Source organism: Psychroflexus maritimus (assembly GCF_011089875.1).
Lineage (GTDB): Bacteria > Bacteroidota > Bacteroidia > Flavobacteriales > Flavobacteriaceae > Psychroflexus > Psychroflexus maritimus.
Window position 1 is genome coordinate 46,414 of record NZ_JAANAS010000036.1, and the last position, 15,001, is coordinate 61,414.

The following is a 15,001-nucleotide window of genomic DNA, read 5'->3' on the forward strand; positions in this document are numbered from 1 at the left end:
GAAACACTAATTGTTTCACTTCAATATATAGAGAAGTCAGTATGGCGTGTGCAAGTTGTTCGAGTGGAAAAGACGGGCTACCTAAAGGGTGTAAAAATAATGGTACTTGTGGTACCGATAGCTGTAATAAATTAACAGTTTTTGATTGGTTATCTAACATGGAACTCCCTTCAGGAACCAAAGGTTTTGATGTAGTTGAAGTCCGTTTTAAAAATAGTAGAAAAGAGTTTTTTAAAAATACAGAAGAGTTAAGTTTAGGAATAGGCGACCTAGTTGCAACAGAAGCTTCACCAGGTCATGATATAGGAATGGTAACGCTTTCAGGCGAGTTGGTTAAAGTTCAAATGAAGAAAAAAAACCAAGACCCCTATGCCGATGATTTACCTAAAGTATATCGAAAAGCATCGCAAAAAGATATAGATGTTTGGCAAGGAGTTAGAGATCGTGAAGAAGCCGTTAAAAAACGTTCGCGCGAAATTGCTATTCGCTTAGGCTTAAAAATGAAAATTAGTGATGTTGAATTTCAAGGCGATGCTTCAAAAGTTATTTTTTACTATACCGCCGATGAACGTGTAGATTTTAGACAATTAATTAAAGAATACGCTTACGAATTTAAAACGCGTATTGAAATGAAGCAAATTGGATATCGGCAAGAAGCAGCTAGGTTAGGAGGAATAGGTTCTTGTGGTAGAGAATTATGCTGTTCTACTTGGTTAACTGATTTTCGTTCTGTAAAAACTTCAGCAGCAAGGTATCAGCAACTTTCACTTAACCCACAAAAATTGGCAGGTCAGTGCGGTAAATTAAAATGTTGCTTAAACTATGAATTAGATTCTTACTTAGATGCGGTTAAACAATTTCCAAAATTTGAAGATAAAATTGAAACCCAAAAAGGTTTTGCTGTTTGCCAAAAAGTAGATATTTTCCAAAAGAAATTATGGTATGCTTATGAAAAAGAAGCAAGTAGTTGGCATGAATTGGATTTGGAAAGCGTTTTAGAAATTGTAGAACAACAAAAAGCTGGTAAACCAGTTGCAAGCCTAGAAGAGTATTTCATTGAACCTTTAGTGACTCAAGCTGAAGTTAATTACGAAAATGTAGTTGGACAAGATAGTTTAACTCGTTTTGATCAGCCTAAGCGGAAAAATAAACGTAGGTCAAAAAACAAACGCAGGCAAAAAGGAAACACTAATAAGCCCAATAATCCTTCGGCTAAAGCTAGAAAAAAACAGCCACAAAAGTCTGAAGATAACAAAGAAAACACTAAATCGAATCCAAAATCTAGAAAGCCTAGAAATAAAAAAAGAAGGCCTCCAAAGAAAAAAGATGAATAAAGCTCTTATTATACTATTAGTTTGTTTTCTGATTGTTTCTTGTCAAAGAAATGAACGCTTGGTTTATTCAAATTATAAAGAAACAGTAGGGCATTGGCATAAAGATTCTGTTCAGCGTTTTAGTTTTACACCTCAAGATACCCTAGAGGATTATAACTTGATTGTGTATTTAAGAAATGATCAAACTTACCCATTTACAAACCTACACTTAGTTACAAAAATGGAATTTCCGAGTGGTCAAATTATTTCTGATACCCTAGAATATAAAATGGCTCATCCCGATGGAAGATTATTAGGGCAAGGAAATAACCTAAAAGAAAACAGACTACTTTTTAAGGAGAAGGTAAAGTTTTTTGAAGCCGGAGAGTACCATTTTTCAATTCAGCACCTCATGCGTGAAGCTGAAGAAATTAATGGTCTAGAATTACTTGATGGAGTATATAATATAGGATTAGAAATAGAAAGAAACAGTCAGAAATAATGGCAAAGAAATCATCAGAAAAATCAACCAGTTTTTGGAAATATATTCTCTATTTCTGGTTATTGTTTATTAGTTTAGTTGTCGGAATAGTCTTAATTTTTATGATGGCAGATTGGGGCTTTTTAGGAAAAATGCCTTCATTTGAAGAGTTAGAAAATCCAGAAACTAATCTGGCCACTGAAGTAGTTAGCTCAGATGGCGAAACTATAGGTAAGTTTTTTCATGAAAATAGAACCCCAGTTCACTTTGATGATTTACCAGAAAACTTAATTCAAGCCCTTGTAGCTACTGAAGATGAACGCTTCTATTCACATGCAGGTATAGATGCCAAAGGTACCTTAAGAGCAGCCGTTTATTTAGGAAAAAAAGGTGGGGCAAGTACCATCACACAACAGCTTTCAAAACAATTATTTACAGACCCTACTAGAGTAGGTATAATAAATCGATTAAAACAAAAAATAAAAGAATGGGTAATTGCTATTCGTTTAGAACGCCAATACACCAAGGATGAAATTATTACCATGTATTTTAATATCTTTGATTTCACTCGTGGAGCCCATGGAATTCGTTCTGCCTCTCGAGTGTATTTTGGTAAAGAACCTAGTCAATTAAAAACCGAAGAAGCTGCAACTTTAGTAGCGATGTTTAAAAACCCAGTTTTGTACAATCCCTATCCAGATCGTTTTAAGCAAAACTCAATTAAGCGAAGAAATCAGGTGTTGAAGCAAATGGAGAAAAACGAGTTTTTAACTCGTAAAGAAAAGGATTCCTTGCAGCAAATACCTTTAGTATTAAACTTTACTCCAGAACAACATGATGATGGGCAAGCAACTTATTTTAGAGAGCATTTAAAAGGATTTTTAAAAGATTGGGCCAAAGACAATAAAAAGGCAGATGGGTCTTCTTACAGTATTTATAGCGATGGATTAAAAGTATATGTAACCTTAGATTCACGCATGCAAAATTATGCGGAAGACGCTGTAAATAGACATCTTTCTAACCTACAAAAAGAATTTGATAGGCAAAATAAAACGAACTCTAAAGCTCCTTTTAGAGGGATTTCTGATGCTCAAATAGATCGAATATTAAAACGTGAAATGAGAAATTCTGACCGCTATCGAAGAATGAAAAAGCGGGGAGCTTCCGATGAAAAAATTGAAGCTGCATTTAATGAAAAGCACGAAATGCAATTATTTTCTTGGGAAGGTAACATTGATACTATTATGACTCCAAAAGATTCTATTAGGTATTACAAATCATTTTTGAATACCGGTATGATGTCAATGAACCCCCAAACTGGCGCAGTAAAATCTTGGGTAGGTGGAATTAATTATAAGTACTTTAAATACGAACACGTAAAACAAGCCAAACGCCAGGTGGGTTCTACTTTTAAGCCTTTTGTTTATGCCGCAGCAATTGATCAATTGCACTATTCACCTTGTTATGAATTGCCCAACACGCTTTACACTATCCCTAAAGGAAGACATGGATTAATTGATGATTGGACGCCTTCAAACTCTAGTGATGATTATGGAGGAAGCAAGACACTTAAAAAAGCCTTAGCTGAATCTATAAACACAATTACAGCTCGTTTAATTGATAAAACTGGTCCAAAGCGTGTTGTAGATTTAATTGAAAAACTAGGGGTAGATACCAAAGACATTGATGCATTTCCTTCTATTGCTCTTGGAACTCCCGATTTAAGCGTTTATGAAATGGTTTCTGCATACTCCACATTTGCTAATAAAGGAGTTTATACCAAACCTTATTTTGTTGAACGTATTGAGGATAAAAACGGAAGTATTATTTACCAACATTTACCTGAAACTAGAGATGCAGTAAGCGAAGAGACAGCTTATGTAACGGTAAACTTATTAGAAGGAGTAACAAAAGCTGGCTCGGGAAGGCGTTTAAGGACTAATTCAGAATACATTAAAAACTTACCTCATTATAAGCGTGCTGTTACAGGTTACCCTTTTGATTTAGCAAATCCTATTGCAGGTAAAACAGGGACCACACAAAACCAAAGTGATGGTTGGTTTATTGGTATGGTTCCAGATTTAGTAACTGGCGTTTGGGTTGGTGGAGAAGATCGTTCAGTTCATTTCCCAACCATTACCTACGGCCAAGGCGCTACATTAGCTTTACCTATTTTTGGAATGTATATGAATTCTTTATACGAAGATGAAAATGTTCAGGTTTCTGATGGAGAGTTTGATAAACCAGATTATTTAAGTATTCAAATTGAATGCGATGATTTGGAAGATGAAGATGATGAAGATGATGAAGATGACTTCATAGAGTTTAATTCAGATTTTTAAATCAGTTCAAACAATTTACCTGGTAACGGCCTTAAGATTCCTTTCATTTCTAAGTCTAGTAGTAAGGAAGCAAGTTTGTAACTTGGTATAGAAGAATTAACTGCTAACTCATCAATATGTTGTTTATTTTCTTTTTTTAAACAATCTACAACGCTTTGTTCTTCAGCGTTTAAATCTATAAATAGCTGTGTTTGTAGGTTTTTTTCAGATTTTTCTTCTAAATCCCAACCTAAATAATAAATCAAATCGGCTGCTTCAGTAATTGGTCTTGCTTGATTTTTTTTAATTAAGTTTATACAGCCCCTACTCATGGAATCGGTTGGTCTTCCTGGTACTGCAAAAACTTCTCTGTTGTACGAATTGGCAATATCTGCAGTAACCAAAGAACCACCTTTAGGAGCGCTTTCAATAACAATGCTAGCTTCACTCATGCCTGCAATAATTCTGTTTCGCTTCAAAAAATTATTTCTATCAAAATCTGAAGTAGTAAGAAAGTCCGTAACAAAACCTCCATTTTTTTCGACATCACTCACGTATTTAGCATGAGGTTTAGGATAAATTTGATTGAGTCCGTGAGCTAAGCAAGCTATGGTTTGTAGGTTGTTTTTTATAGCTGCTTTATGAGCACAAATATCTGTTCCGTAAGCGAAGCCAGAAACAATAATAGGGTTTAGCACAGCCAATTCCTTGATTAGCTCTTCGCAGAAGGCAATACCCTGAGTAGTTATTTTTCTAGTTCCAACAATGCTAATGATTTTTTTGTTTTTTAGATCGATGTTTCCACGGGTAAATAAAACACTAGGTCCATCAATGCAGTGCTTTAAAAGCGAGGGATAAGTTGGGTGTTTGTAATCGAAGGCTTTGATGTCTTCTTTTTCAAAAAAAGCAATTTCTTTTTGGGCTACATCTAAAAAAGCTGAATTTCCAATTTCTTTTATTTTGTGTAATCCAATACCATCAATTTTTAATAAATTAGTTTTTTTTTCAGTGTAAACCGCTTCAGCTGAGCCGATTCTGTCTATTAATTTTTTAATAGTTGTATCGCCAATATTTGGTAGTTTCTGCAACGCAATGAGATAGGTTAGCTCTCTTTTTGTCATAATAAATAATTTAATTTAGTCCTGGGCAGCTTCGGATGAAAGCTGATTTATTTTTTGACCAAGATAAACAATTTTTTCATTTCCTTGAATAGCCAGTTGTGCTGGGTCTGCGGGAAGAATTTGAATATCATTCTCTTGGGTCTTGATAAATAGTGGAACACTATTGATGCTGGTATTTAATTCAGAAAGTTGATGTAAAAAATCTTCTGTGTCTTTTATACTTAATTCATTAATTTCAGGATGTTTCCTTGCTAAATTCACTAGCTTAATATAATCATCAGTATGGGAAAACAAGCTTTGCTCAGGATTTAAATTAGGATCACGCATTTCTTCAGAAGAGATAATTCTGTAGGTTCCCTTTTCACCAAATTGGTCGCTAAAGTTTTCAATTGCTTTTTGATTTACTGAAGCGTTCCCTGTAAGCGCCATTAAAAAACCCATGTCAGAAAGTTCTAAGTTTTCAGATAAATCATCTGAATAAATATTGGCATTAATGGCTTGAATACCCATATTTTTAGCTAATTTTACATTGCTAGCATTGTTGTCAATAATCACTACCTCACGTTGATTTTCTTTTAAGTACTTGGCAATTATTCGCGAAAATGAGGAAGAGCCAATAATTAAAATTCCTTTTAAATCTTTTTGAAATACGCCAACTAGCTTGGCAAACGGACGGGCAGTAGTGGCATTTAGTAAGACTGTTCCTAGTACAATCATGAATACTAAAGGGGTAATTAACTCTGCGCTTTTTACTCCTTGTTTCATCAGTTCTAGCCCAAATAAAGAGGCAATGCCAGCGGCTACAATACCTCTTGGGCCTACCCAGCTAATAAATAACTTTTCTCTAATGTTCAAATTTGAGTTAATGCTACTTAAAAAGACTCCTAGTGGGCGAACAATAAAGACCACTACTGCGAACAAAAGTAGGCTTGACCAATTGAAGACCAATAATAAATCTTCAATGTTAATGTTTGCTGAAAGTAAAATGAATAAAATTGATATGAGTAAAACGCTTAAAGATTCTTTGAAATAAAGCAAATCTTTGAAGTTGGGTAAATCTGTATTTCCCATAATTATTCCCATAACAACCACGGCTAAAAGCCCACTTTCGTGCGCAAAGTTATCGGCTAATACAAATACGCCAAGAACAGTAGCTAGGGTAACTACATTCATTAAGTAATTAGGAATTATCTTCTTTTTGATTAAAAAGCTTAACCCATAGGCAAATGTGAAGCCAAAAGTAAAGCCAAAAAGTACAATTTTTCCAAATTCAGTAAGCGCTTGTGTGGTGTATGCTTCGCCTCCGCCAGCTGATATAAATTCAAAGACAAGAACAGCAACAAGCGCACCCACAGGATCAATTAAAATCCCTTCCCATTTTAAAATGGAAGCTACATCTCTACGAAGTGGAATATTTCTTAAAATGGGAGATATTACCGTTGGCCCAGTAACAATAATTAATGCAGAGAATAAAAGTGAAATTTGCCAACTCAAGTCTAAGATAAAATGCGCTGCAATACCAGCACCAATAAAGGTAATAATAACAGCTACCGAAATTAATTTTACAATGACAGGCCCAATATTCAAAATTTCACTTCGCCTAAGAGTAAGCCCGCCCTCAAAAAGTATAATACTTATGGCTAAAGAAACAAAATAATAAAGGCTTTCGCCAGGAAAAAGCCCTTTTTCACCATTCCAAAGCGGTTCAATTAGTTTTTCTCCATTTTCGGTATAAAGCGTAGCAATTGGCCCTACCATTAAGCCAATAATAATGAGCGGTAAGATGGCCGGCACTTTGAGTCGCCAAGCTACCCATTGTGCAGTAATTCCTAAAATTATAATTCCAGCTAGTTCAAGCATTGCGTTTTGTTCTGATGTTAAAAATACTACAATTAAAAAGAACGCAAAATTTTAGATGCATTACTTTTTGTAATTTGCATAATTATTAAATTTTGAATAATCTAACGCTAGTTTTTCTTTTATTTTAAATAAATTTGGGCTTAAGTTTTAAAACTGCTAAAAATAACTTTAATGAAATTACACAGTATAGAAACCGGTCACTTTAAATTAGATGGTGGCGCTATGTTTGGAGTGGTGCCAAAAAGCCTTTGGCAACGCACGAATCCTGCCGATACTAATAACCTAATCGATATGGCCGCTACCAGCCTGCTAATTGAGGACGGAGATCGGTTAATTTTAATAGATACTGGCCTGGGAAATAAACAAAGTGAAAAGTTTTTTAGTCATTACCACCGTTGGGGAAACCATAGTTTAGAAAAATCCTTAAAAAATAAAGGCTTTCATCCTAACGACATAACCGACGTGTTTATGACGCACTTGCATTTTGATCATTGTGGCGGTTGTATTCAATGGAACAAAGACAAAACAGGCTACGAACCAGCTTTTAAAAACGCGAAGTTTTGGACAAATAAAGAGCATTGGAAATGGGCTACAGAACCTAATGCTAGAGAAAAAGCTTCTTTTTTAAAAGAGAATTTATTACCTATGCAGGAATCGGGTCAGTTAAATTTTTTAGAAAGAAAAGGGAAAAGAACGTTTTACAAGCATTTTAATTTTGAAGTACTTTTTGTAGATGGTCATACCGATAAACAAATGCTACCAATTATTGATTACCAAGGCAAAAAAATAGTTTTTGCTGCAGATTTGCTCCCTACCGCAGGTCATGTTCCTTTACCTTACGTCATGGGATATGATACTAGACCTCTGCTAACCCTAGAAGAAAAGAAAGATTTTTTAAAAGAAGCTGTTGATCAAAATTACTTCATATTTCTTGAGCATGATGCTCATAATGAGATTATTGATTTAAAAATGACAGAAAAAGGACCAAGATTGAATAAAGTTTATACATTTGACGAACTATTTAATGAATAAAAATGAGAGAAATTAAAACAATTAAGAATTTATCAGTTTTCGCAATTAGTGGACTATTATTAGCCAGTTGTGGACCAAAGTTAAAGTTTGATGCAGCATCCATTAAATCGGATTCTAGCTTAAAGAAAAACGCAAGTATTGAGGAAGAACAATTGAAACATTGGTCTTCTGCAGATTTGCTTACCGATACCATCCCAGGGATGAGTGTAGATCGTGCTTATCAAGAAATTATTCGCGATCAAAAAGGGAATAAAGTTATTGTTGCCGTTGTTGATAGCGGAATTGATAACGAACATGAAGATTTAGCTTCAGTGATGTGGGTTAACCCTAAAGAAACTGAAAACGGTCAAGATGATGATGGAAATGGCTACATCGATGATATTAACGGTTGGAATTTCCTAGGCGATATTGTTGAAGAAAACATGGAATACACCCGGATATTTAGAGATTATAACCAACAATTTGATGGAGTTGAACGCGACGACGTTGCTGAAGAAGATCTTAAATGGTTCGATTTATATACTAAAGCGAAAGAAGAATTAAAAAAGGAAAAAGGAAAAGCAAATGCTCAAAAAATGGGCTACGAAAATATGATTGCTAATATTAAGCAGGGTAGAGCAAGCATTGCTAACGCAATGGGCGTTGAAAAATTCACTAAAGACGAATTAAAAGTTTTTTCTACCGATTCTTCAGAATTAAGAGATCAGAAAAACTTCTTGCTTAATTTCATGAACAATGTTGATGAAGATTTAGATAATGTGATTGACCAAATTGGTGATGCTGTAGAGTATTTTGGTGGTCGAGTAGATTCGCATTTTAATGTTGATTTAAATGCAAGAGCTGAAAAATTAGGAGATGATGAAAACGACTTTTCAGTAATTATTTATGGAAATAATCAAGTGTCCGGCCCAGACCCCAAAAAGGAAGATGCTAAACACGGTACCCACGTTGCTGGTATTATTGCTGCAGATCGAACTAACAACAAAGGCTTAAGAGGGGTGGCTCACAATGTAGAAATTATGTCGGTTAGAGCCGTTCCCGATGGAGATGAGTATGATAAAGATATTGCTAATGCATTGCGTTACGCAGTAGATAACGGAGCAAAAGTAATCAATACAAGTTTTGGGAAATATTTTTCTCCCTACCCAGAAGTTGTAGAAGATGCTATTCGTTACGCCGATGAAAACGATGTTTTAATTGTTAATGCAGCTGGAAATGATGCTTTAAACTTAGATGATGCTCGTGTTTATCCAAACGATCAAACTCCTGAAAATTCTGAAGAAATTGTAACTAACTTTTTAAATGTTGGTTCGATTACACCTAATTATGGAGAAAAAATGGTATCAAGCTTTTCAAACTATGGAAAAAAATCGGTAGATGTATTTGCGCCAGGTTCTCAAATTTATTCTTCTACACCACTAGATGAATATGAATTTTTACAAGGAACTTCAATGGCCGCTCCGGCTGTAGCTGGAATTGCTGCGCTAATTCGTTCTTATTATCCAAAACTTTCAGCAGCACAAGTAAAAGAGATTATAATGGAAAGTGGTTTAGATTATAATGGAAGTGTTATTGTTGGTGGAGATACTTCAGATAAAAGACCTTTTAAAGAGCTTTCTGTATCTGGAAAAATTGCCAACTTATACAATGCTTTAATCTTGGCTAAGGAGTACTAGCAGTAACTTAATTACTAAATAAAAACAGCTGTTTTCAAGTTTGAGAGCAGCTGTTTTTTTGTGAAAAGGATAAACATTTTAGAATGTACACCAGGTTTAAATTTGAATTTTTCCTCTATGAAGGCTATTCTGTTTCATTAAAACTCATTAATTTAATTTCATTTTGATTAGGGTAACAACTTACAAACAATTATTTTTGAGGCGTCATAAAATACGCTAAAAATGAATATTTTAATTTTAGGAAGTGGCGGTAGAGAACACGCCTTAGCTTATAAAATAGCACAAAGTGAACAATGCGAAAAGCTATTTGTTGCCCCAGGAAATTCAGGAACAGCAAGAATTGCTACCAATCTATCGGTTAATCCTAATCACTTTGACGATGTAAAAGACTTGGTTATTAGTCACCAAATAGAAATGCTTATTGTTGGTCCTGAAGACCCCTTAGTAAACGGAATTCAAGATTTTTTCACCAATGATTCAGCACTTGCTCACGTTCATGTAGTTGGTCCATCTAAAGAAGGAGCTAGGCTAGAAGGAAGTAAAGAACGGGCCAAGGAATTTATGAAAACACATCACATTCCAACTGCAGCTTACCAAAGCTTTACTGCTTCGCAAGTGAAAAAAGGTCAAGATTTTTTAGCTACTTTAACACCCCCTTTTGTAATAAAAGCCGATGGTTTAGCCGCTGGTAAAGGTGTTTTAATCCTAGATGACTTACACGAAGCTCAAAATGCTTTAGACGAAATGCTCACCCAACAAAAATTTGGAGAAGCCTCTTCTAAAGTAGTTATTGAAGAATTTTTAGACGGCATAGAATTGAGTGTTTTTGTACTTACCGACGGAAAAAATTATAAAATTCTTCCCAATGCTAAAGATTACAAACGTATAGGTGAAGGTGATACGGGGTTGAATACAGGAGGAATGGGAGCAATTTCGCCCGTTCCTTTTGCTGATGAAGCTTTCATGAAACACGTAGAAAACGATATTGTAAAACCTACTATTGAAGGAATTCAGAAAGAAAACATCAATTATAAAGGCTTCGTTTTTATCGGTTTGATGAAAGTTGGTAACCAAGCCAAAGTAGTTGAGTACAATGTACGCATGGGTGACCCCGAAACAGAAGTTGTTGTCCCACGAATTCAATCTGATTTACTAGAAGCACTTACTCATCTAAAAAATCAAAGTTTAGACCAAGTTGACTTTCAACTAAAAGACGAAACAGCAACTACTTTAATGTTGGTTTCTGCAGGATATCCTGAGGCTTACGAAAAAGGAAAAAGTATTTCAGGACTAGACCAAGTAAATGAAGATGCTATTGTTTTTCACGCAGGAACAAAAAGTGAGGAAAAGCAAATTAAAACCAACGGAGGACGTGTTTTAGCTATAACTGCTTTTGGAAATGATTTTAAAGAGGCCTTAGCTATTAGCTACAAATATGCTAATATTATTGATTTTGAAGGCAAATACTACCGAACAGACATAGGTAAGGATTTAGAAAATTACAGCAATTAATACACTTAAAATAAACAATACAAAATGATTAAATCACTAAAGTTTTTATTACTATTTATAGCCTTTCCTGTTTTAGCTCAACAAGGAGGCATGTGGATTCCTTCATTACTAGAAGGAGACAATGAAGAAGAAATGCAAGCCTTGGGTGCAAAAATCACTGCTCAAGATATTTATGACGTTAACAATTCTAGCCTAAAAGATGCTATTGTGCATTTTAACGGAGGCTGTACAGGTGAGGTAATTTCTAACCAAGGACTTCTGCTCACCAATCATCACTGCGGATTTGGTCAAATTCAATCGCATTCTAGCTTAGAAAATGATTATTTAAAAGATGGCTTTTGGGCCATGTCTTTAGATGAAGAATTGCCTAATGAAAATTTGTATGCTAGGTTTATCATTCGAATTGAAGAAGTAACCGAAGAAATGCTATCCGTTATTTCAGAGGATATGGATTTAAAAGAAAAGCAAGCAGCTTTAGATGAAAAACAGGCTGAATTAATTAAGCAAACCGATAAAGAACTTTGGCAAGATGCTAACGTAAAATCTTTTTACTCAGGAAATCAATATTTCATGTTTATTACTGAAAAATACGAAGACGTAAGATTGGTTGGTGCACCTCCTTCAAGCATCGGTAAATTTGGCTCAGATACCGATAACTGGGTCTGGCCAAGACATACGGGAGATTTTTCTATTTTTAGAATTTATGCCGATGAACATAATCGCCCCGCAAAATACAGTGAAGATAATGTACCTTACCAACCAAAACACTCACTTCCAATTTCACTAGATGGAGTTCAAGAAGGTGATTTTACTTTGGTTTTTGGCTTTCCTGGAAGAACAAATCAATATTTGCCTGCCATTGCTGTTGAGCAAATAACCCAAAAAGTAAATCCTACCAATATTGAAATTAGAGAAAAAGCATTAGAGCAAATTGATGCTTACATGCAACAAGATGATCAGATTAGAATTCAATATGCTTCAAAACAAGCAAGAATAGCTAATTACTGGAAAAAATGGAAAGGTGAAAATCTTGGTATAGAAGAAAGCGGCGCTATTGAGACTAAAAAAGACTTTGAAAAACGATTTATGCAGGCTGTAAAAGCCCAAGGAAAGGAAGAGGCTTATGGTGATTTATTTTCAATTTTTGAAACGCAGTACCAAGAATTTGAGCCTTTTGCCGTTAAACGTTCTAACTTTTTAGAGGTCTTTTTTACCAATACCGAATTACTTCAAATTTCATTTCGATTATACCAGCTTAAGCAAAGTGCAGATCAAGGCGAAAATCAGTTTAAACAAGCTCAAGCCAACATCATCCCAATGTTAGAGCGCGTTTACAAAAACTTTAATGCACGAGTGGACCAGTCGGTGGCAGAAAGTATTTTTCCTTTGTACGATGACCAAGTTTCAAAACAGCAAATTAGAGATTTATATAAAAACAGTATTTTTACCAATAAAGCCATGGCTATAAAAGCCCTTGAAGGTGAACTTGAAAAAGTGGTTGAAGTTATTGAAAATGATGCTTTGTACAATTTTGCAGAAGATTACATTACGGAGTTTTATCAAATCATCAACCCTAACTATCAGCGCATACAGACAGAAATTGCCGAAACGCAAAAAATCTACATGACGGCTATGATGGAAGTCTTACCAGATGAACGCTATTTTCCAGACGCTAACTCAACTTTACGCGTTACTTATGGTCAAGTAAAAGGCTACCAACCAAGAGATGCTGTATATTACAACCATGTTACTTATTTAGATGGTGTGGTGGAAAAATACGTGCCAGACGATTACGAATTTGACGTACCAGAAAAGTTACTGCAATTGCATGAAAACAAAGATTTTGGGAATTATGCAGACGCCAACGGAAAAATGCCTATCGGTTTTATTGGCACCAACCAAACCACTGGCGGAAATTCTGGAAGTCCAGCTATTGATGCCCACGGAAACCTTATTGGATTAAATTTTGACCGTGTTTGGGAAGGTACCATGTCAGACCTCTACTACGATCCAGAAATCTGTAGAAACATAATGGTAGATGCGCGTTACATCCTATTTGTTATTGATAAATTTGGTGATGCAGGTCATTTAATTGAAGAAATGAACTTAGTTCACCCAAAAGCCAACTCAACCCAAGAAGAAGTTGAAGAAAAGAAGAAAAAAGGCTGGTGGATTTTTGGTAGAAACTAAAATAATTTAGAGCCGAGAACCTGCTCTCGGCTCTATCTTTTTTTCAATATCAAGATTTATAAAGCTAGATTCTACCTTAGAAATTCCTAGAAAGAGATACTGTCCCAAAAAGTGTGTAAAGTCCAAAAATTGATATTTTTAAATCGAGAAATTTAAATAACAAATATCATGAACTTTACACAGACGCAAATTACTGAAATTATTGAAAGTATTATCAATGAAGAAGACGGATTAAACAAAATTTTACAAACAAGTCTCGAAGCTATAATGAAATCAGAGCGTGAAATCTTTAATGAAATTCATCAAGATTATAGTAATGGCTATCGCAAACGTCGAGCTTTTGGACATCAAAAATCTATTGAACTAACCGTTCCTCGTACACGAAATGGCTTTTATCCTACTATTTTAGCACTTCTAAAAAATCAAGAAGCAGAGGCACACGCTATTGCTTTTGATTTATATAAGAAAGGACTTACTACTGATCAAGTAGGAGAAACATTTGATATTATCTATGGCAGGAAGTATTCTACTTCTCATGTAAGTAGAATGTTCAATAGTGCAAGAGAACAGGTCAGCGAATGGCTAAGTCGCCCCTTATTAAGCTACTATCCTATTGTTTATATTGATTGTGTGTTCTTACCTACCAAGCGAGTAGATAGCGTTTCTAAAGAAGCATATTACGTACTACTTGCAGTTCGACCTGACAGAACAAGAGAGGTTTTAGGAATATATAACTCCCCCACAGAAGGAGCTGAACAGTGGAAGGCGATATTTGAAAACATTAAGTCACGTGGGGTTAAAGAGATAGATTTATTTGTAAGCGATGCGCTCTCAGGGATAGAAAACAGTATATCATTCCACTTCTCTAAAGCTGCTATACAATTATGCGTAGTTCATCTCCAACGTCATATGTCAAGCTATGTAAAACCAAAACACAAAGAAGAATTTGCAGAAGATTTTAAAGAAGTGTTTTACACCAACAATAAGGAAGATACCGAGGCAAAAGCAGTGTTACGTTTTAACCAGATGTGCGATAAATGGAGTAAGTATTACAAAAGCTTTACAAGAAAAAAAGAGGATATCAGAACTCACTACTATTTTACCTACTATAACTATGATTATCGAATGCGAAATATGATATACACCACCAACTGGATAGAAAGACTCAACTGATGTTATATTTTAGCCCCCAATAAGTTCGGAGTGATATTTTAAATTTCAAAATACTACTTTTGAGATATGAAATACAAGAAATGGAGTTTAGAGGAGAAACTAAAAATTCTGTCCTCATCTGAAGAATTAGGAACCGTTGAGACTTGCCGTAAATATAAGGTCAGTACGGCCACTTTCTATAGTTGGAAGAAGAAATTTGATAGCCAAGGCGAAGCAGGGTTAAAAGTCACCTATGACACTCGTAGCAAAGAATTAAAGCAAGCAGAAGAGGAAAATAGAATACTGCGTAAGCTTTTAAGTAACAAGGAAATTGAGTTGGAAG

11 protein-coding genes are annotated in these 15,001 nt (G+C 35.0%); 9 read left to right on the top strand and 2 right to left on the bottom strand.

From position 1 onward, the window contains the following. Positions 1-41: 41 nt before the first annotated feature. From G7034_RS03890 to G7034_RS03900, 3 genes are read left to right on the top strand one after another with little or no spacing between them, the layout of a single operon-like run. Positions 42-1,334: a PSP1 domain-containing protein gene (locus G7034_RS03890; protein WP_166399657.1), complete on the top strand. Its 1,293-nt coding sequence runs from the start codon at positions 42-44 to the stop codon at positions 1,332-1,334. Further along, entirely contained in the window at positions 1,327-1,815 is a 489-nt protein-coding gene (locus G7034_RS03895; RefSeq protein ID WP_166399658.1) for a gliding motility lipoprotein GldH, read from the top strand. The genes G7034_RS03890 and G7034_RS03895 overlap by 8 nt, the downstream gene beginning before the upstream one ends. After that, entirely contained in the window at positions 1,815-4,136 is a 2,322-nt protein-coding gene (locus tag G7034_RS03900; RefSeq protein WP_166399659.1) for a penicillin-binding protein 1A, read from the top strand. Before G7034_RS03895 ends, G7034_RS03900 begins: the two co-directional genes overlap by 1 nt. On the opposite strand, the gene dprA is transcribed toward G7034_RS03900, so the two are convergent. Continuing rightward, positions 4,133-5,236: a DNA-processing protein DprA gene (dprA, locus tag G7034_RS03905; RefSeq protein WP_166399660.1), complete on the bottom strand. Its 1,104-nt coding sequence runs from the start codon at positions 5,234-5,236 to the stop codon at positions 4,133-4,135. The two genes, G7034_RS03900 and dprA, sit on opposite strands and share 4 nt — an antisense overlap. A 15-nt stretch (positions 5,237-5,251) precedes the next feature. Further along, the gene (locus G7034_RS03910; protein ID WP_166399661.1) at positions 5,252-7,096 is read right to left on the bottom strand and encodes a cation:proton antiporter; all 1,845 of its coding nucleotides are present in this window, start codon (positions 7,094-7,096) and stop codon (positions 5,252-5,254) included. Positions 7,097-7,267: 171 nt separating this feature from the next. Here G7034_RS03910 and G7034_RS03915 point away from each other — a divergent pair, with 171 nt between their 5' ends. From G7034_RS03915 to G7034_RS03940, 6 genes are all read left to right on the top strand, one after another. After that, entirely contained in the window at positions 7,268-8,128 is an 861-nt protein-coding gene (locus G7034_RS03915; protein ID WP_166399662.1) for an MBL fold metallo-hydrolase, read from the top strand. 2 nt (positions 8,129-8,130) lie between these two features. After that, positions 8,131-9,804: a S8 family serine peptidase gene (locus G7034_RS03920; RefSeq protein WP_166399663.1), complete on the top strand. Its 1,674-nt coding sequence runs from the start codon at positions 8,131-8,133 to the stop codon at positions 9,802-9,804. A gap of 222 nt (positions 9,805-10,026) precedes the next feature. Continuing rightward, a complete protein-coding gene (purD, locus tag G7034_RS03925) occupies positions 10,027-11,316 on the top strand; it encodes a phosphoribosylamine--glycine ligase (protein WP_166399664.1) in 1,290 nt (429 codons plus the stop codon). Positions 11,317-11,343: 27 nt separating this feature from the next. After that, entirely contained in the window at positions 11,344-13,506 is a 2,163-nt protein-coding gene (locus G7034_RS03930) for a S46 family peptidase (RefSeq protein WP_394351934.1), read from the top strand. Positions 13,507-13,674: 168 nt separating this feature from the next. Beyond that, positions 13,675-14,679, top strand: a complete 1,005-nt coding sequence (locus G7034_RS03935) for an IS256 family transposase (protein ID WP_166399666.1) — start codon at positions 13,675-13,677, stop codon at positions 14,677-14,679. A 66-nt stretch (positions 14,680-14,745) separates the two neighbouring features. Next, positions 14,746-15,001, top strand: a 256-nt coding sequence (locus tag G7034_RS03940) for a transposase (protein ID WP_166399221.1), incomplete at its 3' end; no start/stop codon positions are given.

Bases quoted from the DNA above. Each gene is read 5' to 3' on its own strand.
- G7034_RS03890 (WP_166399657.1), top strand. From the start codon at position 42: ATGGCGTGTGCAAGTTGTTCGAGTGGAAAAGACGGGCTACCTAAAGGG.
- G7034_RS03895 (WP_166399658.1), top strand. From the start codon at position 1,327: ATGAATAAAGCTCTTATTATACTATTAGTTTGTTTTCTGATTGTTTCT.
- G7034_RS03900 (WP_166399659.1), top strand. From the start codon at position 1,815: ATGGCAAAGAAATCATCAGAAAAATCAACCAGTTTTTGGAAATATATT.
- dprA (WP_166399660.1), bottom strand. From the start codon at position 5,236: ATGACAAAAAGAGAGCTAACCTATCTCATTGCGTTGCAGAAACTACCA.
- G7034_RS03910 (WP_166399661.1), bottom strand. From the start codon at position 7,096: ATGCTTGAACTAGCTGGAATTATAATTTTAGGAATTACTGCACAATGG.
- G7034_RS03915 (WP_166399662.1), top strand. From the start codon at position 7,268: ATGAAATTACACAGTATAGAAACCGGTCACTTTAAATTAGATGGTGGC.
- G7034_RS03920 (WP_166399663.1), top strand. From the start codon at position 8,131: ATGAGAGAAATTAAAACAATTAAGAATTTATCAGTTTTCGCAATTAGT.
- purD (WP_166399664.1), top strand. From the start codon at position 10,027: ATGAATATTTTAATTTTAGGAAGTGGCGGTAGAGAACACGCCTTAGCT.
- G7034_RS03935 (WP_166399666.1), top strand. From the start codon at position 13,675: ATGAACTTTACACAGACGCAAATTACTGAAATTATTGAAAGTATTATC.